17 protein-coding genes are annotated in these 21,206 nt (G+C 40.3%); 8 read left to right on the top strand and 9 right to left on the bottom strand.

Features of this window, described 5'->3' with window-relative positions; translation table 11 throughout:
• Nucleotides 1-53 precede the first annotated feature (53 nt).
• On the top strand, nt 54-1,250 hold the full coding sequence (locus WC743_RS26980; protein WP_373016669.1) for a hypothetical protein: 1,197 nt from the start codon (nt 54-56) through the stop codon (nt 1,248-1,250).
• 66 nt (nt 1,251-1,316) lie between these two features.
• Here the strand turns inward: WC743_RS26980 and WC743_RS26985 are convergent, their stop codons facing one another.
• Entirely contained in the window at nt 1,317-2,864 is a 1,548-nt protein-coding gene (locus WC743_RS26985) for an MFS transporter (RefSeq protein WP_373016670.1), read from the bottom strand.
• Nucleotides 2,865-3,028: 164 nt separating this feature from the next.
• Here WC743_RS26985 and WC743_RS26990 point away from each other — a divergent pair, with 164 nt between their 5' ends.
• The 3 genes from WC743_RS26990 to WC743_RS27000 all read left to right on the top strand — a co-directional run bounded on the left by WC743_RS26990 (nt 3,029) and on the right by WC743_RS27000 (nt 8,635).
• Nucleotides 3,029-3,397, top strand: coding sequence for a nuclear transport factor 2 family protein (locus tag WC743_RS26990; protein ID WP_373016671.1), 369 nt, complete (start codon nt 3,029-3,031; stop codon nt 3,395-3,397).
• Between the two features lie 137 nt (nt 3,398-3,534).
• Nucleotides 3,535-6,216, top strand: a complete 2,682-nt coding sequence (locus WC743_RS26995; protein ID WP_373016672.1) for a ThuA domain-containing protein — start codon at nt 3,535-3,537, stop codon at nt 6,214-6,216.
• Nucleotides 6,217-6,280: 64 nt separating this feature from the next.
• On the top strand, nt 6,281-8,635 hold the full coding sequence (locus tag WC743_RS27000) for a TonB-dependent receptor (RefSeq protein WP_373016673.1): 2,355 nt from the start codon (nt 6,281-6,283) through the stop codon (nt 8,633-8,635).
• Nucleotides 8,636-8,730: 95 nt separating this feature from the next.
• Here WC743_RS27000 and WC743_RS27005 read toward each other — a convergent pair whose 3' ends face one another.
• Complete coding sequence (locus WC743_RS27005; protein WP_373016674.1) at nt 8,731-9,369, bottom strand: NAD(P)H-dependent oxidoreductase; 639 nt, start codon at nt 9,367-9,369, stop codon at nt 8,731-8,733.
• Between the two features lie 98 nt (nt 9,370-9,467).
• On the opposite strand from WC743_RS27005, the gene WC743_RS27010 reads away from it, so the two are divergent.
• Nucleotides 9,468-10,364, top strand: coding sequence for a LysR family transcriptional regulator (locus tag WC743_RS27010; protein WP_373016675.1), 897 nt, complete (start codon nt 9,468-9,470; stop codon nt 10,362-10,364).
• Between the two features lie 31 nt (nt 10,365-10,395).
• Here the strand turns inward: WC743_RS27010 and WC743_RS27015 are convergent, their stop codons facing one another.
• The 3 genes from WC743_RS27015 to WC743_RS27025 form a co-directional block, all read right to left on the bottom strand.
• Nucleotides 10,396-11,757: a BamA/TamA family outer membrane protein gene (locus WC743_RS27015; RefSeq protein WP_373016676.1), complete on the bottom strand. Its 1,362-nt coding sequence runs from the start codon at nt 11,755-11,757 to the stop codon at nt 10,396-10,398.
• A 440-nt stretch (nt 11,758-12,197) separates the two neighbouring features.
• On the bottom strand, nt 12,198-13,007 hold the full coding sequence (locus WC743_RS27020; protein ID WP_373016677.1) for a helix-turn-helix domain-containing protein: 810 nt from the start codon (nt 13,005-13,007) through the stop codon (nt 12,198-12,200).
• A 43-nt stretch (nt 13,008-13,050) separates the two neighbouring features.
• Entirely contained in the window at nt 13,051-14,022 is a 972-nt protein-coding gene (locus tag WC743_RS27025; protein ID WP_373016678.1) for an aldo/keto reductase, read from the bottom strand.
• A 265-nt stretch (nt 14,023-14,287) separates the two neighbouring features.
• Here WC743_RS27025 and WC743_RS27030 point away from each other — a divergent pair, with 265 nt between their 5' ends.
• Both WC743_RS27030 and WC743_RS27035 read left to right on the top strand, forming a co-directional pair.
• Nucleotides 14,288-14,857 (top strand): dihydrofolate reductase family protein, encoded by a 570-nt coding sequence (locus tag WC743_RS27030; RefSeq protein ID WP_373016679.1) that lies wholly within the window; start codon nt 14,288-14,290, stop codon nt 14,855-14,857.
• Nucleotides 14,858-15,073: 216 nt separating this feature from the next.
• Complete coding sequence (locus tag WC743_RS27035) at nt 15,074-16,018, top strand: hypothetical protein (protein WP_373016680.1); 945 nt, start codon at nt 15,074-15,076, stop codon at nt 16,016-16,018.
• A 309-nt stretch (nt 16,019-16,327) separates the two neighbouring features.
• Here the strand turns inward: WC743_RS27035 and WC743_RS27040 are convergent, their stop codons facing one another.
• The 4 genes from WC743_RS27040 to WC743_RS27055 form a co-directional block, all read right to left on the bottom strand.
• Complete coding sequence (locus WC743_RS27040) at nt 16,328-16,699, bottom strand: hypothetical protein (protein WP_373016681.1); 372 nt, start codon at nt 16,697-16,699, stop codon at nt 16,328-16,330.
• Between the two features lie 328 nt (nt 16,700-17,027).
• The gene (locus WC743_RS27045) at nt 17,028-17,918 is read right to left on the bottom strand and encodes a helix-turn-helix domain-containing protein (RefSeq protein WP_373016682.1); all 891 of its coding nucleotides are present in this window, start codon (nt 17,916-17,918) and stop codon (nt 17,028-17,030) included.
• Nucleotides 17,919-17,990: 72 nt separating this feature from the next.
• A complete protein-coding gene (locus tag WC743_RS27050; protein ID WP_373016683.1) occupies nt 17,991-18,809 on the bottom strand; it encodes an SDR family NAD(P)-dependent oxidoreductase in 819 nt (272 codons plus the stop codon).
• Between the two features lie 357 nt (nt 18,810-19,166).
• Nucleotides 19,167-20,282, bottom strand: a complete 1,116-nt coding sequence (locus WC743_RS27055) for a WD40/YVTN/BNR-like repeat-containing protein (RefSeq protein ID WP_373016684.1) — start codon at nt 20,280-20,282, stop codon at nt 19,167-19,169.
• A 103-nt stretch (nt 20,283-20,385) separates the two neighbouring features.
• On the opposite strand from WC743_RS27055, the gene WC743_RS27060 reads away from it, so the two are divergent.
• The coding region (locus WC743_RS27060) for a winged helix-turn-helix domain-containing protein (protein ID WP_373016685.1) at nt 20,386-21,206 on the top strand (821 nt) is incomplete at its 3' end.

The raw sequence follows: 21,206 nt of genomic DNA on the forward strand, positions 1-21,206 counted from the left end.
TGTTAATTTAATATTAATATAACGTATATTTAATGTAATCAAATTATAAAGCCATGAGTAGGCTTCTATCTTCTTTTTTCATATTTATACTTGTGTTTGCACATACAGCAAACGGACAAGTGAAAGAAGTGCGAGTTGACTTTTACAAAAATACCTTCCGGGCAAATGTTGATAGTAATGTTTTAGTTAACTTATCAGAACCGCTTACAGAACAGGGGTTTAAAGAAAGCTATACCAGTATCAGCAAAATTAATTATCAGCCGCTTATTGATTCACTTTTAGCATATAAAACACAGTATCAGCTTAACGATTGGTTATATTATCAACTCATCAGGAGGGTAGCTCAGCAAATAAGTCCTAAGGAAAATAACTATGGGCGATATACTTTTTACAAATGGTTTATGCTTTGCCGGTCAGGGTATGATGCACGTTTAGCCCTATCGCACCAAAAACTTATTTTTTATGTTTATAACGATGAGGAAATTCGGGATATTCCATACTTTATAGTGGATGGAAAACAGTTTGTGTGCTTAAATTACCATGATTATGCCAAGGCCGATCTTAATGATGACCCGCCTATACCTGTAAATATCCCTATTGCCACTGCCAAAAAAGCTTTTTCATATAAAGTAACTATGATGCCGGATTTTCAACCAGCACATGACCTTGAGAAAAAAATGACATTTGTATATGATCGCAAAACATATCATTTCAGCATAAAATTAAACTCCGATCTTGAAAAAGCTTTTGCCAATTATCCGGGTGTAAGCTTTGAAACTTATTTTAATATTCCGCTTAGTAAAGAAACTTACGGATCGCTTATCCCTTTGCTAAAAAGTAATGTAAAGGGTATGAATCAAAAAAAAGGAGTGGATTATTTAATGCGATTCACACGTTATGCTTTCTTGTATGAGAATGATGATGAGAATTTTGGTAAAGAAAAACGTCTTTCTCCTGAGCAAACCCTTTATTCAACTTACAGCGATTGTGATGACAGGGCCGCATTGTTTTTTTATTTGGTAAAAGAAATATACAATTTGCCTATGATAGCATTGTTATATCCAACCCATATAACTATGGCTGTGCAATTTAGCAAACCAATAGGTGATCCTATAGTTTATAAAGGCAAAGCTTATTCTATATGTGAGCCAACCCCGCAGATTGAAGATGTTAAAATTGGGCAAATGACCGCCAGGTTAAAAAATACGCCTTACCATGTGGTATATGCGTATGAACCTCCCATTCACTAATTCCCTCCTGTAACTATTAACTTTGCAAAAGTTATCAGGTCCGGCTATATTGCTATAGTTAGATAATTATTTTTTAGTCTTTTTAACCGCGCTATCCCGTATAAGTAATAGTGCCATTAAGGCTCCTAAAAATCCTGATGCGGCAGATATTTTCATAATCTTTCCATAAGCCGAAATAAACCCCTCATGGTACGCTTTTTCAATAATAGCTTTGTCTTTTGGGCGTATATCTTTCGGCACTTTTGCATCACCTAAATTTACCGCTTGTTTAAGTACCAGTTGTTTTTCGTTGGAATTCAGTTGGATACCTTTTATTTCGTTTTGTAATGCTCCTGAAAAAAACAGAACAGCCAGTGCACCAATCACCGCATTTGCAAAAACATTGGCAATTCGGGTAAGTGCATTATTTACACCAGATGCCGTGCCCGAAAAATGATCACTTACAGAACCCATTACAGCGGTGGTAAGTGGAGCAACGGTGAATGACATTCCTAAGCCAAAAACCACAATACCCGGAAAGAATGTAGTCCAGTAATCTGAAGGCCCGGAGGTTTGTTTTACAAAAGATAAGATAAGCAAGCCCAAACCTGCAACAGCAGGGCCGCCTATGAGCAACAGCCTTGGGCCATGCTTATCGGCAAGCGCACCTGCAAAACGGGCTACACTAATCATCAGCACTGTAAATGGCAAAAAAGTAAGACCTGATTGCAGCTGGCTATAACCTTGCACCTGTACCATATTTAGGCCCAGGAAAAGCATACCGGCACCTAACCCGGCGTACAAAAAAAAAGTAAGCAAATTGGCGCCGCTAAAAGTTAAGTTGGTAAAAAGCTGTAAAGGCATCATTGGGTGTTTACTTTTCATCTCGATAACAACAAAGGCTATAAGCAGTAATATCCCTGCTATTAAAGTGCAATATACTTGCCAGTTGTATAAACCAACATCTGGTATCCGCAGGCAACCAAATGTAAGTGAAGCAAGCCCGAGTGCTATGGCGGCTGCTCCGGCAAAGTCAAGGGATTGATCGCTATCCTCATCCCGGCTTTCCTTAACTTCGCGCCATAAAATAAAAAGCGCTACTGTACCAATAGGGATATTAATAAAAAAGATATATCGCCATAAACCGGCATCGCCAAAAGCACCACCTAGTATTGGCCCGCCCATTGTTACAACTGTTGTAAATGCAGACCAGGTGCCGATTGCCTTACCCCGTTCCTTTTCATTGATAGAGGAGGAGATGAGTGATAAACTCCCGGGTATCATCAATGCACCACCAATGCCCTGCAACATCCTAAAAGCAACTAATAGTGTTACACTGGGTGCAAACCCACAAGCAGCAGAACCGGCAATGAAAATAAATATACCGATCATAAAAACTCGTTTACGGCCCAGTTTATCGCCTAATGAGCCGCCTATAAGTATTAAGGCCGCAAGTATGAGTAAGTAAGCATTCAATATCCAAAAAAGATCGGTACCACTTGCGTTTAAGCTTTTTTGCAGCGATGGCAATACCACATTTAGTGCTGTGCCATCAATAAATGCCATGGCCGAAGCCATGATAGAAGAGACCATAATCCATTTACCGGCTTTACTGCTTAGTGCTACTGTTGCCATAATTTAATTTATATGTAAATGTACTAAACCATATCTAATCGCCTTTGCTTCAATTGCTTTATGTCGCTTTTCACCCTTTAACTTGTCGTTTTTACACGCTCTTAAAACCGTCTTTAAGCTTTATTTTTGTAACATCAGAATTAATAAACCAAAAAACTAAAGCCATGACTAATAAAGAGATCATTATTGAAGTAATTGAAGCTTTTGATAGAGGCGACGGCGAAGCAATCACTAAACACATGACAGACGATGTAGAATGGCACATGTTAGGTGATCAAACCTTTACAGGTAAAGAAGCTTTAAAAAAGTTTTTTGCTGATAATACTGAAATGAAGGTATTATCAGCCACTAAAGATCACATCATTATTGATGGTGATAATGTCGCCGTTGATGGGCAGGTACAATGCACAGGCCCTAATGGTGCATTTTATGATATGTATTATTGCGATATTTATGAACTGGAAAACGCTAAAGTTAAAAAGTTCATCACTTACACAGTAAACAAAAACAGTGTAAAGGCCGGTCAAAGATAACCGGCTTTTACATTTAATTTCTGATTGCTAAAGCCTTAGGTAACAAATCCTTTATATTTTAAAATATATATTGCGTATTAAGTACACAATGGCTAATTTGTGCTGCTATTATGTAGCATAACCTATAAACTTTCTTTATGAGATTAAAATTTACTTTTTTACTTGCTTTTGTAAGTGTGCTGATATTTACATTTTGTAAAGTATCAGTTAAACCCCGGGTTTTAGTATTTACAAAAACGGCTGGGTTTCACCACTCATCTATCCCGGCTGGAAGCGCAGCCATTATCAAATTGGGTATGGAAAACAACTTTACTGTTGATACCACATCTGACGCCTCAAAAATAACCGAAGCTAATTTGAGCAAATATTCGGCAGTTGTATTTTTACAAACTACCGGCTACATGTTAAACAATTTCCAACAGGCAGACCTGGAAAGGTATATGCAGGCAGGCGGTAACTTTGTGGGCGTACATGCTGCAGCAGATGCCGAGTATGACTGGTTTTGGTACGGCCGCCTAGTTGGTGCTTATTTTGACAGTCATCCGGAACAGCAGGTAGCTACTTTGAAAGTGATAGATAAAAATCATCCTTCAACACGTGCTTTACCTGATGAATGGAAAAGAAAAGACGAGTGGTATAACTTTAAAATGATCAGCAAGAAAATTCATGTGCTTATTAATATCGACGAAACCAGTTATAAAGGCGGTAATAATGGAGCTAACCACCCAATGGCATGGTATCAAAATTTTGAGAACGGAAGATCTTTTTATACCGAGCTTGGCCATACAGATGAATCATACAGCGATCCGGCTTACTTGAAACACCTGCTTGGTGGTATCCAATATGCTATTGGTGATAATAAAAAACTGGATTATTCAAAAGCAACCACGCTGCGTGTTCCTGAAGAGAACCGTTTTGCTAAAACACAGCTCATAGAAGGTACTTTATTTGAGCCTACCGAAATGACTATACTTCCTAATCTTGATATACTTATAGCTCAGCGCCGGGGAGAGATAATGCTATATAAAAACAGTACTAAAACCATAAAACAGGTGGGCTTTTTGAATGCTTACTTCAAAACGCTTCATACTAAAGGTGTTAATGCCGAAGAAGGTGTTTTAGGCCTAAAAGCGGATCCCGATTTTAAGAATAACCACTACGTTTATATATACTACAGTCCTGCTGATACTTCAGTGAACCGTTTATCACGTTTTACAATGGTAGGCGATACCATTGATAACAAAACAGAAAAAGTTGTACTGCAACTGTACTCGCAGCGCGAGATCTGCTGCCATACAGGTGGTTCTATTGCGTTCGGTCCCGATAGGATGCTTTTCCTTTCTACAGGTGACAATACGACGCCTTTTGATGAGAAAAAGACAAAAGGATATGATACCCATGCATTTGCACCTTTGGATGATCGCCCTGAGTTTTTGAACCATGATGCAAGGCGTTCTGCAGGTAATACAAATGACCTCCGTGGAAAAATCCTGAGAATTAAAATGAAGGAAGATGGTACTTACTCAATCCCTGAAGGGAATTTATTTAAACCCGGTACGCCAAAAACAAGGCCCGAAATATATGTAATGGGCGACAGGAACCCGTACCGTATACAGGTAGATCAAAAGAACAGCTATTTGTACTGGGGAGAAGTTGGCCCTGATGCGAATAATGACAGTTTAGAAACACGCGGCCCACGCGGATATGATGAATTTAACCAGGCAAAAGCTGCTGGTTTCTTTGGCTGGCCTTTATTTGTGGCTGATAATAAACCTTATCATGTATATAATTATGCAACAGGTGTATCCGGCCCTGCATTTGATCCTTTGCATCCTGTAAATGATTCAAGAAATAATACCGGCTTAAGAGAATTGCCACCGGCACAACCTGCGTTTATTTATTATCCATACGCAGCTTCAAAAGAATTCCCGCAGGTAGGTACAGGCGGCAGAAATGCTATGGCAGGCCCTATCTATTACACAGATATGTATCCTAAAGCTACGCGTATGCCTGATTACTTTAACAAAAAGGTAATTTTTTACGATTGGATCCGCGGGTGGATAAAATTATTAACCCTGCAGCCAAACGGTGATCTGGATAAAATGGAACCATTTATGGCAGGCACCAAATTCAATAACCCTATTGATATGGAAACCGGCCCCGATGGTAAAATTTATGTATTGGAATATGGCTCAGGTTGGTTTGCTAAAAACAAGGATGCTGGTATAGCACGTTTAGATTACAACACCGGGAACCGGGCACCTGAAATAAGCAGCATTACATCAAATAAATCTTATGGCAGTTTGCCCTTACCTGTAGTATTTACGGTTAAGGCAACAGACCCGGAAAAAAATAAAATGACCTATACATGGAACCTGGGTAACGGTGTTAAAAAAACAACCGCGCTTCCTAAGCTGGCCTATACTTACACCAAAAAAGGAACCTACAATGTTTCGGTTGATGTTAAGGATGATATGGGAGCGGTAGGTCAAAGCAAAACAACAGCTGTTTTAGCGGGACAAGATTCGCCTGATATGAAACTAAAGATGGCTAATATAAAAGCAAATGCTGCGGGTAAGGCATTAATGATGTCGATGGATTGCAAAGCTTGCCATAAAATAGCCGAAAAATCTGTAGGGCCGTCATTTGCAGATGTAGCTAAAAAATACCCTAATACCAATGCGTCAACCAGTCATCTTAGCAAAAAGATAGTAGCCGGCGGCCATGGAGTTTGGGGAGATGTGGATATGCCTGCACATCCTGCTATTAAACCTGCGGAAACCAAGCAGATCATTAGCTGGATCTACTCGCTTAAATAATAAAATTCTTTTCTTTGTAGCGGATATGATATAGCAATCATATCCGCTTTTTATTTATTATGAAATGAAAAAGCTATCTATCCTGTTCTTATTGTTGGCTGTGTTTTGCTCTGCGTTTGCACAATCCCGTTCAGATTTTTCTGGTACGGTTACCAATACTAAAGCAGAGCCCATACAAGGCGCTAGTGTAAGCTTGCTTAACACAAACTATTCATCGGGCACTAATGCCAAAGGTATATTTGTATTTAAGAATGTGCCTGCAGGTAAATATACGCTGCGGGTAAGTAATGTGGCTTATGCATCAATAAATCAAGATATTACAATTAATGGCAACCAGTTTGTAAACATCCGGCTTGCCGAAAGTAATAACCGGCTGGAAGAGGTGGTGGTTACCGCTCAAAAACGGGAGGAATCAGCACAGCAGGTGCCATTCAGCGTATCAACGCTTTCAGCAAAACAAGTACAGGATTATAAAGTATGGAACCTAAAGGACCTCAGCGCTATTATTCCCAACCTTTACTCGGCTAACCCAGGCGATAACCGTAATGTTACCGGTATAAGGGGTATTGCCACTACATCTTATGACCCGGCTATTGCTACTTATATTGATGGTGTTAACCAATTTGGTTTAGATACTTATATCCCGCAGTTATTTGATGTAGAACGTGTAGAAGTATTGCGCGGCCCGCAGGGTACACTATATGGCAGAAACGCAATGGGTGGTGTTATAAATGTACTTACCAAACAGCCAACTAATACAACAACAGGTTTTGCCGAGGTGAACTATGGCAGCTATGGCCAGCAACGCTACAGCCTGGGTATCCGTTTACCATTGGTTAAGGACAAGTTGTTTTTTGGTGCTGCCGGATTATATGATGGCTTTAATGGATTTTACAATAACCAGTTCACTAATAGTAAATTGGACAAACAACATTCATTTACGGGTAACTATTATTTGAAATACCTGGCCACACAAAGTTTCTCATTAACGCTTAATGTTAAAAATTACGCTAACAGAAATAACGGCCCGTTTGCTTTATCAGGTTCGCCGGATGATGCTATAAACACACCCTTTCAAGTAAACCAAAACGCAACCACAAAGATGATCGATAACATCCTGAACGCGTCGTTATCAGCAAACTATGCAGGGAGTGGTTTTAACTTTACATCAAGCAGTGCTTACCAGGAAAACTATCGTTACTATACCGTACCAATTGATGGCGATTTTTCTCCTTTAGATGCGGTATCAGTAGTAAATAATTACGGGCCGGCATTTAATAAGGTAAAAGTAGGAACGCAGGAATTCAGGTTCTCATCTCCAGCATCGGCTACCAATTTTAAATGGACAACGGGCATTTATGGTTTTTATCGTTACAGCCCAAGTAAGGTAGGTACCCACTTTGGGGCAGATGCTGCTGCTGTAGGTTCGCCCATGACCAATTTTACCAGTATTAATACTAATATTGAGCGCAGTTATGGCGCGGCAATTTATGGCCAGTTGGTTTACGTGATCAATCCGCAATGGGATATTACAGCCGGTTTGCGTTATGATTATGAGCACAAAAAAGAGTTGGTGAAAGGTGAGTTCCAGCCCGATGGAGAAAACGCTATCACTACACAAACAGATACATCATCAACAGCAAGTTTTAAAGCCTTCACACCGAAGTTTAGCCTGGCTTACCACATAACTGATGATAATAATTTATATGCTACTTACAGCCGTGGTTTTAGGGCAGGAGGCATTAGTCAGTTGGGGTCTGATCCATCACAGCCCCCATTGTTTGCCTATAAGCCGGAGTATAGTAACAACTATGAGATAGGTTCAAAGAACTCATTTTTAAATAACCGCTTACGTGTAAACATTTCTTTGTTCTACATACAGGTTAACGATGCGCAGGTGCCAACATTAATATTACCCGCTGCAATTACTGTTACCAAAAATGCCGGTAAACTTAACAGTAAAGGTGCCGAGGCTGAAATTGCCGCTACCTTATTAAGAGGATTGGATGTTTCATATAACTTTGGTTACACCCGCGCCCGTTACACCGATCTGCAAGTGCCAAATAATGGGGCCGTTGTTAACCTAAATGGGAATCATCAGGTTTATACGCCTGATGTTACATCAATGCTTGCCCTGCAATACGCTTATTCATTAGGTGGCAGCCTGCAAACTAAACTAATAGCCCGCGGCGAATGGCGCTATTTAGGCGACCAATATTTCGACCTGGCTAACCAGATAGAGCAAAAGGGTTATAGCACATTTAACGCACGTTTAGGTGTAAGCACAAGCAAGTTTGATGTTTTTGTATGGGGAAGCAACCTAAGCAACAAACATTATATTGATTATGCTTATGACTTTGGCGCATCGCACTTAGGCAACCCGCGTATGTATGGCGTTACTTTAAGAACGAATTTTTAATTGAATTGCTGTCATAACTGAATTTACGACAGGCTTTCAAACTAAACAAAAAGATCCCGGTACAGGCGTACCGGGATCTTTTTGTTTAAACATGTTTACAGTTCAACAACGTCACTAATAATTGGCTCCGGGTTATTATTACTGCGGATGAATATATTAGTAAGGTGTTCCTGATAACGCAATAGGTCCGTTGTGATATTGGCATTCTTTTCTACATCATGAAAATGTATGCTTTTCAGCGGTTTCATGCCGGTAAAAGCATTCATACGATGAAAGCCGAACAGTGGGCCTTCATCAACACTACGTTCATTAAAAAACTCACCGGGTAAGGTAAAGGCTTCCTTTGGGGCATTCCAGGAAGTGGTTAACATATAATGTTTGCCATGTAGTGAACCACCTGTGCCATAGTTAATGGCCGGATTGGCTGATGACCGGCCATCACTTTTGTAAATACCATTTTGGTGGCCTTCGGTAAATACTACATCAATATATTTTTTGAACCCATGTGGAAGCTGAAACCACCATACAGGTGTATGATAAATTATCACATCGGCCCATTTATAATTCTCTACTTCCTGCGCAGGATCATAGTTTTCGTTAATATCGGTTGATCGTATCTCAAAATCATTCTGGTTATTAAAGAAATCTACGGTAGCATCTAACAAAGTTTTGTTGAATTTGCCACCTGAATGACCGAATACCTGGCCGCCGTTTATTACAAATATCTTCTTCATGTTTTGTCTGTCTTAATTTTCTTCAAAATTACGGCTCAATAATCTACTATTAAAATAATATAAATTATACATTTGTATCATAATTATGATAGTATGTTATGATAAATCTGGAATGGTTTAGAACATTTAAAGCGATATACGAAACCGGCTCGTTAACAGGGGCGGCAGAAAGTTTATTTATATCGCAGCCTGGGGTGAGTTTACACCTCGGTTCGTTAGAGGCATATGTAGGATACAAACTTTTTGATCGTTCATCACGCAAAATGGTATCGACAGAAAGAGGAAAAATATTGTATAACTACGTACAAGAGGCTATTTGTAAGCTGGAAGATGCCGAGAAGCACTTTCATAAAAGCACCGAAAAGGACGTGCCTACTATTAGTATAGGGATGTGTTTTGAAACGTTTCAGTTTACGCTCGAATCATATCTGCCTACATTACCTTTTAATGTGATCATCAAATTTGGGGAATACCCCGAAATGCTGGCCGACCTGGATAATGGTGTGCTCGATATGATTGTAACCCCTCAAAAGGGTGATTACAAAAGTTTGGTTTATAAGCCTTTTTTTAAGGAAAAGATAGTGATAGTTGCAGGTTCGCAAACACCGGTTATAGATTTTAAAAAACTGCTAAAGCAAAAGGATTTGACGGAGATTCAAAAATGGCTAAAAATGCAAACGTGGTACGGCACAACCGGAGATATGGAACACCTGCGCCGGTTCTGGCATATTAACTTTGGTAAACGGCCAGATTTTAAACCTAATTTTATTGTCCCTAACATGAGTTCTATACTCAGGTGTTTAAGTGGGGGCAAGGGCATAGCCGTTATTCCCGATTTCCTTTCCAAAAAAGAGCTTGATGCCGGCAATATTAAAATACTTTGGGAAGGAAATAATCTTATTGAAAACACGCTTTACTTTGGCACCCGTAAAAAATCTATCTATACCGAACAAACCAATAGGATAGAAGAAATATTTTTAAAGGAAATGGTTTAACAAGGCATTAAGCAAACAATTAGTTTGGTTTTTAAAAAGCTTCATTTAACCCCAGGAAGAATCCCCTGGCACCATATTTACCCCAGGCGTAATCCAGGCACAAATTGGTGCGTGTAGACTTGTTAAACAATACACGTAAGCCTGCACCACCACCGGGTTGCCATTTTTCGAATAGTTTTGTTTCTTGTTCGTCATTAGCGGTTTGTAAATTAAAGAATGTAACACCACTAATAAACTTGTTTTTTAATATCGGGAAACGGTATTCAACTTCTGAATAGTTATACTTTGTGCCTTTAAAATAACCAACGGTATATCCTCTTCCACTGCGAAAACCTCCATCTTTAGCCGTGCCTGGTAGTTCAAGGTAGGGGATAGCACCACTAAGTAAATAAGACCCCCAGTTCCAAAAAGCAATAACATGCTCCGGGTTCGGCTTAGAGAGGCTAAAATACTTTCTAAAGTCAGTTGTAAATTGCGCGGCACTTTTTGAACTTCCTAACCATGTTTGATTTACCCGGAAACCTGCATCCACATAAATGCCCTTATACGCACGATTTTGATTATCACGGGAGGTATACTGCACGTTAAAAAGAAGACCGTTTGACATATACTTATTCCTGTTAAACCCATACCGGTCACTGTAAATATTGTATGGGGTTAAGTCGGTAGTTGATAGTCTGTTTTCAATGTTTCGTCTGATGTCAAACGATACACCTGCTCCAACAAAGAGGTTTTTCTGAACTTCTTTATATACCTTTTCTCTAAAGCTATAATATTGTGAGTGGAAAGCATATCCTTTTCGCTGAGGATTGGCCAATACCTGATCAGCTTCACTTCCATTAGAGGCCTGGCCAATACCTAATCCATAATCAGGTGTAACAGTTTTAGCCGCAACCAGGTTTCCCTGCAAATTCCAGGTATTACCAGGAGTATAGACATTATGATTAATGTAAAAATAAATGATGCCTTTAGTTGTAATTGATGCTGATGTTGCAGCAACAGACATAAAAGTATTTGGATTATTCCCTAATATCTTGCCTGCTACGGCTTTAATTCCTATTTGGGATCCAATACTGGGGTTAGAGGCTATATTAGGTATTATGGTAATGCCTGATTTTTTTTTAAGCGAGTCTGTCTTTCTTCCCGGATGAAATATATTGCTAAATAAATCACCAACATCATACTGTTTTGATAGAATAACGGCCTGTTTAGCCCTTATAGAATCTGAACGTAAGGAATCCCTTTTCACGGTATCAACAGGTATTGTTACCTGGCTATAAGCATAATCATGAACACCTATAAATATGGGTAATAATAAAATATTCAATAACAAAGAGAACCTTTTTGTAGTTTGCTTATACTGCACTTTTCGGGGTAATAATTTAAATTTCAATTATATAAATAGTTTCTTTTACTAATTTAAGAGTATGATTTAAACTATAAAATCTTTTAAATGTTTTATGTTTAAATCATTATTATTTCCGCATATTATATTATTTATTGCTATTGGATAATAAAGTCTGACTTTAAATAACCATCTGTTTCAGTTACTGATAGCATTATCTCAATTGGCCTGTATGCCCATATGCCGGGCAACTTAACGGGTTTGTTGGGCTAGTTATTGCTCGATTGTTTAGCCGGAATTTCCAATAATCATGTTAGAAAAGTGAACGCGCGTTTAATTTCTTGAAGCGAAGTTTTTACTAAGGCGAGGGTAAATATCCAATTGTTTTTAGAAGTCAGGATAACGAAAGTTAAAGAAAGCCGGAGCTTTTTTGCCCTCTGGCTTTTTGTTATGCAACCTGATTGTTATAATAGATCAATGCTGTCCTGTTATAAACGCTCAGTGGGTGCCTTTCCGAACCTCTTTTTAAAAGAATGCGAGAAATGAGAAAGGCTTTCAAATCCCAGGTCGAGGTAAATTTCAGATGGTTTCCTGTTCTTTTTTTCTATAAGATGGCGGGCCTCCGTGAGCCGTTTTACTTGTAGCCAGTGCCGGGGTGACATTTCAAATGTTTTTTGAAAGTCGCGCTTAAATCCTGCAAGGCTTCTCCCGGTGAGTTGTGCAAATTTCTCGACAGGGACGTTAAAATGAAAATTGTTGAGCATGAATTTTTCCAAATCCATTTTATAAGGTTCGGAAAAATCAAACAGGAAATCCTTGAGTTCGGGCATGGCATGCAGCAGTAATTGCACCCCTTCTTTTACCTTTAACATGCCCAGGTCCTTCGTTACCTTTTCTTCCGGATTATGGACATAGGGTATCACGGATTGGAAAAAGCCATGTAGAAAATCGTTCCCGGGAATAAGAATGTTGGGTGGACCGGTGTATTTTTGCCCGGTATCTATTTGTTCCTCCAGGGCAAACTTCCTGAGCAGGTCTTCTTTCAGGCAAATGATAATGGTCTGGTAATCCTCGCCATCCAGCGGGGTCTTGGTAATTTCTCCCAGTTGATTTTTTCGGATCAGCAACATCTCACCCTTTTTCATCGAAATGCTTTGACTGGCAGTCTCCAACGTAAAACGGCCCGAAACCTGTAATACTAAGGTACTATGCTCAAAAAATCCTACTTTCTCTTTTCTCTTGGCCGAGAAATATGAGTAAAAGATTACTCCCGGTATTATTTCCGTTGGATTAGTCATTAGGTAAAGATATAAAATAGGAGGGGCTTTGCAGCCCCACCCATTATCGTTGCAGGTATGTACCGCCAAGTATTGAACCCGGCGAGAATTGCATTTTAAGGGTATTCATCTCGTCCGGAGTGAACCCGATCTCCATGGCCTGTATGTTTTCCGGCAACCGTGATCTGCGGCTCATGCTAACCAATGGCATAATATGATCGCCTTGGGCATTTACCCAGGCAATTGCCAATTGTGTCGGGGTGTATCCTTTTTCTTTTGCCATTTGCTTTAAAACTTCTACTGTCTCCAGGTTCTTAATCAGGTTCTCTCCCTGAAAACGCGAAAAGTGATTATGGTAATCATCAGCCGCAAGTGGTGCGGTCATGTCACCGGTAAGCAACCCTTCAGCTGTATTGGCGAAGGCTACAACCCCTATACCCAACTCTTTAGCCGTTGGAAGAAGGTCGCTTTCTATCTGGCGGTCGGCCAATGAATAACCTATTTCCAATGCAGTTACAGGGTATTCGCTATTGGCCTTGCGCAGTTGATCCGCAGTTATTTCCGAAACACCCAGATACCGTACTTTTCCTTCTTTGATCAGGTCGGCTACGGTTCCTATCACATCTTCTACCGGAACGCTGTTATCCAATCTGCACGGCTGATAAAGATCTATAGTATCTATACCCAAACGTACCAAAGAATAGTTGATAAAATTCTTGATGGCTATCGGGCGAAGGTCCAGGCCCAACCATTGACCGTTATGAAAGATAGCGCCAAATTTGACGCTGATGAAGGCATCATCCCTTCGGCCTTTGATGGCTTTGCCTACAAGCAGCTCGTTGTGGCCGGCCCCATAAAAGTCTCCTGTATTCAGGAAATTGATACCGTTGTCTAATGCTGACTGAATGGTAGCTATACTTTCACTCTCGTCATTCACAGGGCCTCCCCAAACTGAAGACATGCGCATGCAGCCTAATCCGAGTTTGGACACAAGCGGACCGTTTTTGCCGAGGTTTATTTTTGTTATGTTTTTCATGGTTGATATTTTATTTAATAATACAAAGATGAGCTTTGTATCCCATGGCCAATATCTTTTACGGCTCAATTTACTTGCCTGTATGGCTCACCTTTCAGTTCTCATTTAAATGTGCGATGGTTAAATAAGAGTTTGATTTTAAATTGTTTCCCTCGCTTTGGGCAAGTGCGATGGTCGCAAAACACCCTTATATTGTCATGATTACACCCTTGCGCGTACCCCATCCGTTTTAACTTTGTATAACATTAAACTAATAGCAAACAAAATGAGAAAGATCAGGATCTTTGAACATATCTCGCTGGATGGCGTGATCGAACACGATGGAGACTACGAGTATGGCGCATGGACAACGCCGTATCGAACCCCGGCCGGAGCCGGACTGCTTTTCGAGGCATATGGCCCCGGCTTTGATCTGCTGCTTGGCCGTAGCACCTATGATAGCTGGACCGGCTTCTGGCCAAAAGCCGGGGATTTCCCGATGGCGAACGCTATAAACGCGGCAACCAAATACGTTGCTACCCACAGGCCTGACAGCCTGAAATGGGGACCGGTAAAGGACTTGGGCGAGGATATCATAGAAGGTCTTCGCAGCCTTAAGTCAACAGACGGCCCTGACCTGATCGTCTCAGGAAGTTCAACGCTGACATCCGTGCTGCTTGACCAGGGACTGGTTGACGAAGTTATACTGATTGTTTACCCGGTGTTGCTGGGTAGGGGTAAACGCATTTTATCGGACAGTTTTGACGCACGCGAACTCGAATTCGTTAGTTCTAAGTCGACGCCCACGGGTGTGCTCCTCAACACTTATAAGCACCTTGGATCGCTGAAAAAATAACCTTTCGCGGGTGCGTGCGACTGAGCGGACGGCGCGAGAATGACGGGTATAGCATGCAGGCAAGGGTTTCTCGTGACCGGGACGTATGCCTACTTAATGCTTTAGTTCTGCGCTGCATTCTCGCGTTAGAGGGAGATTTGCGGCTTTATAACCTTAGTAAATAATCATTAATAAATCTCCAAACAAAGCTTTATATTACATTCATAAAGGATTTAAATGAATAATCAAAATAGTACACCCATTGAATTATTAAAACTTATCAAACTATCTGACCAAGTACAATTTGAAGAGTATACTGAACTAAAATCGGCGTTATATAAAGGAATGTTTAATAAAATTCCAGTAGTATCAAACAAGATCCTAAAAGGTGACTATTTATTTCGTACCGTACCCGTGCATCGAGATGATTTAACTATGGGACGAAAGAAATACTTAAGTTACAGGCCCTCGGAGTGTAACTATCCATTTTTCAATCGTTGCAGCGAACCAGAACAAAGGCATTTCTATTGTTCAACAGATCGCCATCTATCTATCGCCGAATGCTCCTACTTCCTATCAGAGTTTGGAAATTCTAATGCCGCATTTGATAGGACATATGAAAGATTTGAAGTAGGTATGTGGTTAGTCACCCAAGATTTATATGTTGCGGATGTGAGGTTTGGTGTAACTTCTGACGGGCAAATTCAGACACACAAAGAAAATATTAAGTCAAAGTACAAAGATTTCGTAAAAGATCAATATATCAATGAGTTCTTCGAATATATCAATGACAGTTTTCGAGTACCGATTAAGAAAAAAGAACATCTTAAATATTGGTTGACCGCTTGTTACAGTAACTATCTTTTTGATGATACCTTTAATCCGCAGCTTAACTGGGGAACAATGAAAGAGATTGAGTCATTATCCAATATGGCGTTAGACGGTATTTTGTACCATAGTGTTAAGGGCATTAAAACCAATCCTCCCTTAAAGGGATTTAATCTGGCATTGAGAACCGACATTATTGATACTAACAAGGTCGTATTAGTCAAAGCAGGGATTTTTGAAACCCGACTTATCGGTGAAAAGGAATTTAATTTTGACGAATTAGTTAAGCATAATATCGACATTAAAAATGATTCATGGTATTATACGGATGCGGATGAAGAAAATATTTATTAATTCATTCGAATGCGCAAATAGGCCATACCCTCTGGCGCGAGAATGACGGGCATGGCATACAGGCAAAGGCTTCTCGTGACCGGGACATATACCCAAAGTCACGAGAAATTAAAGCTTTAGTCCTGCGCTGCATTCTCGCGCCGGATGTGTGATCATAAGGGATACACTACCAAATGGAAAAAGGGTAACCGACACGATGGCAGGACCTGTATTTAAACAGATTTTTCATACCTTAAACCAACATAATTTTGTTAGCAAGACGTCATTAAGGACAGTAAGACTACCTTTGCCAAGTAAAATATTTTGCTTTTATTTCTTTCGGAATTGAACTAGTTGGTTTTCAGGTCTTACAGTACCACAATATTGGTTCAAGTTGTAATGGTTATACTCATCCTGATAACATGAAGACGGGGATGTACTACAGCCATATTGCCCGCTTAAGAAGGTATAAATGAACCTCCCATTACTCGCCCGTCCATACGCAACATTATGACCGTGAAAAACATCTGGAAGTTGAGCCACTCCTTCTGCGAGTTTACCTTCATGTTTTTCAGGGTTAAATAGCGTGAATTCTTGAGAAACATATTCATCGTTGATAAAATCAAGTTCGGATTCGTCGATGTTAAAGAAATCTGCTGTTAATTTTTTAACAGCAGATGTAGTGAGGTTTTTATCAAGCATATTTTAAGGATTAAGTTTACTCACAATGTATGACCATTTCGTTTATAATGAAATACCCAGAAATAGGTATTTTATTAAATCAATTAAACCTGCTCCCCTCTGGCGCGAGAATGACGGAAATGGCATGCAGGCAAAGGCTTCTTGTGACCGGGACATACGCCTAAAGCCACGAGAAATCAACGCTTTAGCCCTGCGCTGCATTCTTGAGCCAGACGGTATTATCGCCATACCCTCAAAAACAAAAAAGCCTGATGCAGACATGCATCGGGCTTTTGTACTCAGAGCGGAAATCGATTGAAATTATCTGCCATTTAAACCGTTTGACGGATCAGTTAATCAATCCTTTTTTAAATTGATTGGGGCTTAAGCCTGTTTCCTTTTTAAAAAGCCTCGAAAAATAGGGCAGGTTTTCAAATCCCAACTCGTATGCTATTTCTGAAACCCGCTGGTCATCGCTTTTAAGCCGGTTCTTGGCTTCGTTAACCAGATAAATATGGATCAGATCTATCGCGGTTTTACCGGTTTCCTGTTTAAGCATATCGCTCAGGTAGCGGGACGATAAATTGAGTTGTGATGCCATTGCATGCACAGTTGGCAAGCCCTGTGTAACCAGTAACCCATTCGCGAAATAAGCAGCCAGGGCATCATTAAACTTTGATACTGTTTTGCCCGATAGCTGGGTGCGGTTTATAAACTGGCGCTTATAAAACCGCTGTGAGTATTTCAGTATTGAATCGACATGTGTCAGTATAATATCCCGACTGTATTCGTCGGTATTATTCAGATATTCTGCTTCTATTTTGTAATAAAGGTCCCACATAATTTGCTCTTCCGACGGTGAAAGGTGCAGCGCTTCGTTTGCCTCGTAGTCAAAAAAAGCGTATTTGTTCATTTCGGTATGCAGAAAGTGGCCATGCAAAAAATCCTCATGTATAAACATAATGAATGCATCTTCTTCATACTCCACGCTCTTAAATTCAATAACCTGCCGGGGTTTGATGAACATCATACTGCCGTTATCATGGTCGTACTTGGTGCGGCCGTACATGATAACGCCCGATTTTAGTTTTTTAAACCCGATCATATAAAAATCGGATGTAAACTCTCTGTCGCCGATGCTACAGTTATGGGTGCACCTGTGTATGCTAAAGAGCGGGTGCTCCGGCATGGGGAAACCGTTGTGACGGTGCATATCGGCTAAATTTTTAAAATGCTGCATGGTTATACAAGTTACACAAATCTACGCCGAAATACGGCGTAGATCATGTCAAAACAATATCATTAAAACAGATTATTTCCCGTGTGCTGCAGATGCTACCTCGTCCCAGCTACCCCATTCGGCAAAACGGCCTTCGTAAGTTTGTTTTACCCATGGATGAGCCATCTTACCAAGGAATAAACGCAGGGGAGGGGTTTCACTGTCGATAAGTTTAAGCACCGCAGGGGTTGTAGCCTCCGGAACGCCGAAAATATCATTTGTTAAACCGGACTGAAATGCAGCCCGTACAGCATCGTACTCGGGCATTGCAACGGTTTGTGCAGACGAAGCGCCCGCCCAGTCGGTTGCAAAACCGTTAGGTTCTATCAGTGTGATGTTAATGCCAAAGCCCTTTACTTCTGTAGCCAGTGTTTCGCTTAAACCTTCTACCGCAAATTTTGAGGCGTTGTATAAGCCAAGCACGGGTAAAGTAACCAGGCCTAACACGCTCGAAACCTGGATGATGTGCCCATAGCCCTGCTCGCGCATGATAGGTAATACAGCCTGTGTTAGCCATAACAAACCAAAAAAGTTGGTTTCCATCTGTTCGCGTGCCTCTTTCTCAGTAGTTTCTTCAATGCTGCCAAATAAGCCATACCCCGCGTTATTGATCAGCACATCAATGCTCCCGAAATGTTCTTTAGCTTTATTAATGGCTGCGATATCCGCGGCGCGGTCGTTAACATCCAGTTGCAGCGGTAAAATATTTTCACCGTATTTGCTCACCAGGTCATCCAGTGCACTCAAATCACGTGCTGTTGCTATTACTTTATCGCCCCGATGCAAAAGTGCCTCGGCCCATAATTTACCGAAGCCACGTGAGGCACCGGTAATAAAAATTGTTTTTGCCATTGTTGTTGTTTTAAAATGTTGAGGCAAAGTTATATGCGCCCGCGCTGGCCAGTTTATACAGAAGTAGGTAACATTGATACATTTTTACCTGCCAGGCGAAATGGGAGATTCAAACAACATTTAACATGCTTTAAAACACAAAAGCCCAATGCGGACATGCATCGGGCTTTTGTACTCTCGAAGATACCGATTTCCAAACATTTTATTGAGGATTTTGAAGTTTTATTATGTTTAATCGCTTAAATCGGTATTTACAAAGAAGGCGATGGGAAGAAAATTCAAAGGTTTATTGAATATAAAACTGATACCACTGACAGCCCTTTTAAATGAATGGTATTCTATGTCGTTTTGGAATTTTCAACATCCTTTGTTTGGTATAGCATAAATCACGTTGCCTGAAACAGATAAATTGAAGCCCCTATTTTCTATAGCAGGAAGTAACAGTTTTTTCCATGTTTTGCCCATGTCTGATGACCTGAATATACCATCTGAGCGGCCACATATTAAATATTTACCCATTTGTTTAATTGATAAAATATCCGATGAAGATTTAAGTAAGCCTATTTTTTTTATTAATAAACTACTCCAGGAAGGTTGAAGTTCTTCGCCTATGGCATTCCAGGTTTTTCCACTATCCAGTGAAATGTGTATGCTGTTTGTTTGGGTTATTGTGTTGTAGACTATAGCAGCAAATCCTCCATCTATACGTTCCACAGCGATGCCAAGCCCCCCTTCACTAATCACACGATCCCAGTTTTCACCATCATCGGTCGATCTTAATATTCCATCTTTGCTGGTAGTCAGCAATACACCGTTTGACTCTACCAATTTCATTCTACCGTCTCCAACATGCAATTGTTTCCAGGTTTTTCCACTGTTAGTAGATCTAAAAAGGCTGTTGCTGGAGCCGATGAGAACTGTGCCTTCGGCAGTTTCAAAAACGGTGCGTACTTCTTTCTCTTTATAATTCTTGTACATCCAATCCATCGTGCTGTCTATGCGTACAGCTTGCTCTTGAAAATTCGTGTACATGGGCGACCAATTATTCGTTCCGTTTATTTTTTTTAAAAATTGACCCCTTAAATCATATGCAAGTATCCCATTCTTGCCGGGGGCAAGGTTACGTTGTTTACCAGGGAAAATTTCTTTTGTCCAAAAAGGAGTTGTGGAATTTGGTTCACTGTGATAAACCCCATTGCCAGCACGTAAATAGAGCCCACGGTCATTTGCAAATAAACCATGACCCCACACACCTTCTCTCTGCAAATTTTCAGGCAGCCCTTTGCTAATGTCCTGCCATGTTTGTCCGCCATCAGTAGATCTTAAAACGATGTTCAAAAGCCCTGATTTAGTCCCTTCGGTTGTTTTCTTCCCCGCTTCCTTTTCTTTTAGCACAAAAGAATTTAGTATAAATAATACCAGGAGGACGGCCGGAACAAACACAAATAATTTTTTCATTTTTTCATTTTTCATAACCTATCAATTTGATTCACCGAAATTACTTTGATATTTTTCAGTCTGAAGAACCAGGATTGTAAATAAAAATGTAAACTTTGTAAATTAAAATCCTGACATTATGCTTGATAGCCGAAACCTCCTCTCAGGGAAACGCAAATACCTGTGCGGATTGATAGTACTCTTGTTTAGCTGTGCAATCTGCGCAACTTTCAGTATGGCCGGTAATGACGATTTTAATATCGCCAGGAGGGAGGTTTTACTCCGGAGGATAGGAGATGAACTGCTCACACAGTCGGGCGACAGTAAATCAAGGGTGCTCCCGGTAAAAAAAATCGCAGAAAATGAATATCAGATCAGGTTTGAGAATGAGCTTACTTTTCAATCGGACTCCCTGGTAAATACTACCCGGCGTTTGTTAGCCAAAGACCCGCTCGCACATGATTATATTGTTAATGTTCTGAACTATGGCAACGCCAGCGTAGCCTATGGATTTGCTATATCCGGGAATAAAAAAGATGATATTGTAGCATGTAAAGGAAGGAAACAACCGAAGGCATCTTATATGATCAATATTAAATTCAAACCAACAGGAATAAATGCAGCAAAGAATGGATATCTTCTGGGCAGCCTGCCATTTTTAGCATTTGTTGGTTTTGTTTTTTTGAAATATGGTAAGCCGCAGAGAGCCTTGACTAACAATCAGTCTACCAAGATATTCACTTTTGGCTTGGTCTTGTTTGATGCGCAGGAACGGCAACTGATAATAAATAAAAAGACCATCGATCTGACTGGAACTGAAACGCGTCTGCTGCTCATTTTCGCGTCGTCTCCCAATGAGACTATTGCAAGAAGCCGGCTGCAAAAAGAGATATGGGAAGATGAAGGTGTTATTGTGGGGCGCAGTCTGGATATGTTCATCTCTAAACTTAGAAAAAAGCT

Origin of the sequence: Mucilaginibacter sp. (assembly GCF_041660805.1) — a bacterium.
Classification (GTDB): domain Bacteria; phylum Bacteroidota; class Bacteroidia; order Sphingobacteriales; family Sphingobacteriaceae; genus Mucilaginibacter.

What these genes read in the sequence shown, in the direction of transcription:
- WC743_RS26980 (WP_373016669.1), top strand. Translation starts at nt 54, where the DNA reads ATGAGTAGGCTTCTATCTTCTTTTTTCATATTTATACTTGTGTTTGCA.
- WC743_RS26985 (WP_373016670.1), bottom strand. Translation starts at nt 2,864, where the DNA reads ATGGCAACAGTAGCACTAAGCAGTAAAGCCGGTAAATGGATTATGGTC.
- WC743_RS26990 (WP_373016671.1), top strand. Translation starts at nt 3,029, where the DNA reads ATGACTAATAAAGAGATCATTATTGAAGTAATTGAAGCTTTTGATAGA.
- WC743_RS26995 (WP_373016672.1), top strand. Translation starts at nt 3,535, where the DNA reads ATGAGATTAAAATTTACTTTTTTACTTGCTTTTGTAAGTGTGCTGATA.
- WC743_RS27000 (WP_373016673.1), top strand. Translation starts at nt 6,281, where the DNA reads ATGAAAAAGCTATCTATCCTGTTCTTATTGTTGGCTGTGTTTTGCTCT.
- WC743_RS27005 (WP_373016674.1), bottom strand. Translation starts at nt 9,369, where the DNA reads ATGAAGAAGATATTTGTAATAAACGGCGGCCAGGTATTCGGTCATTCA.
- WC743_RS27010 (WP_373016675.1), top strand. Translation starts at nt 9,468, where the DNA reads ATGATAAATCTGGAATGGTTTAGAACATTTAAAGCGATATACGAAACC.
- WC743_RS27020 (WP_373016677.1), bottom strand. Translation starts at nt 13,007, where the DNA reads ATGACTAATCCAACGGAAATAATACCGGGAGTAATCTTTTACTCATAT.
- WC743_RS27025 (WP_373016678.1), bottom strand. Translation starts at nt 14,022, where the DNA reads ATGAAAAACATAACAAAAATAAACCTCGGCAAAAACGGTCCGCTTGTG.
- WC743_RS27030 (WP_373016679.1), top strand. Translation starts at nt 14,288, where the DNA reads ATGAGAAAGATCAGGATCTTTGAACATATCTCGCTGGATGGCGTGATC.
- WC743_RS27035 (WP_373016680.1), top strand. Translation starts at nt 15,074, where the DNA reads ATGAATAATCAAAATAGTACACCCATTGAATTATTAAAACTTATCAAA.
- WC743_RS27040 (WP_373016681.1), bottom strand. Translation starts at nt 16,699, where the DNA reads ATGCTTGATAAAAACCTCACTACATCTGCTGTTAAAAAATTAACAGCA.
- WC743_RS27045 (WP_373016682.1), bottom strand. Translation starts at nt 17,918, where the DNA reads ATGCAGCATTTTAAAAATTTAGCCGATATGCACCGTCACAACGGTTTC.
- WC743_RS27050 (WP_373016683.1), bottom strand. Translation starts at nt 18,809, where the DNA reads ATGGCAAAAACAATTTTTATTACCGGTGCCTCACGTGGCTTCGGTAAA.
- WC743_RS27055 (WP_373016684.1), bottom strand. Translation starts at nt 20,282, where the DNA reads ATGAAAAATGAAAAAATGAAAAAATTATTTGTGTTTGTTCCGGCCGTC.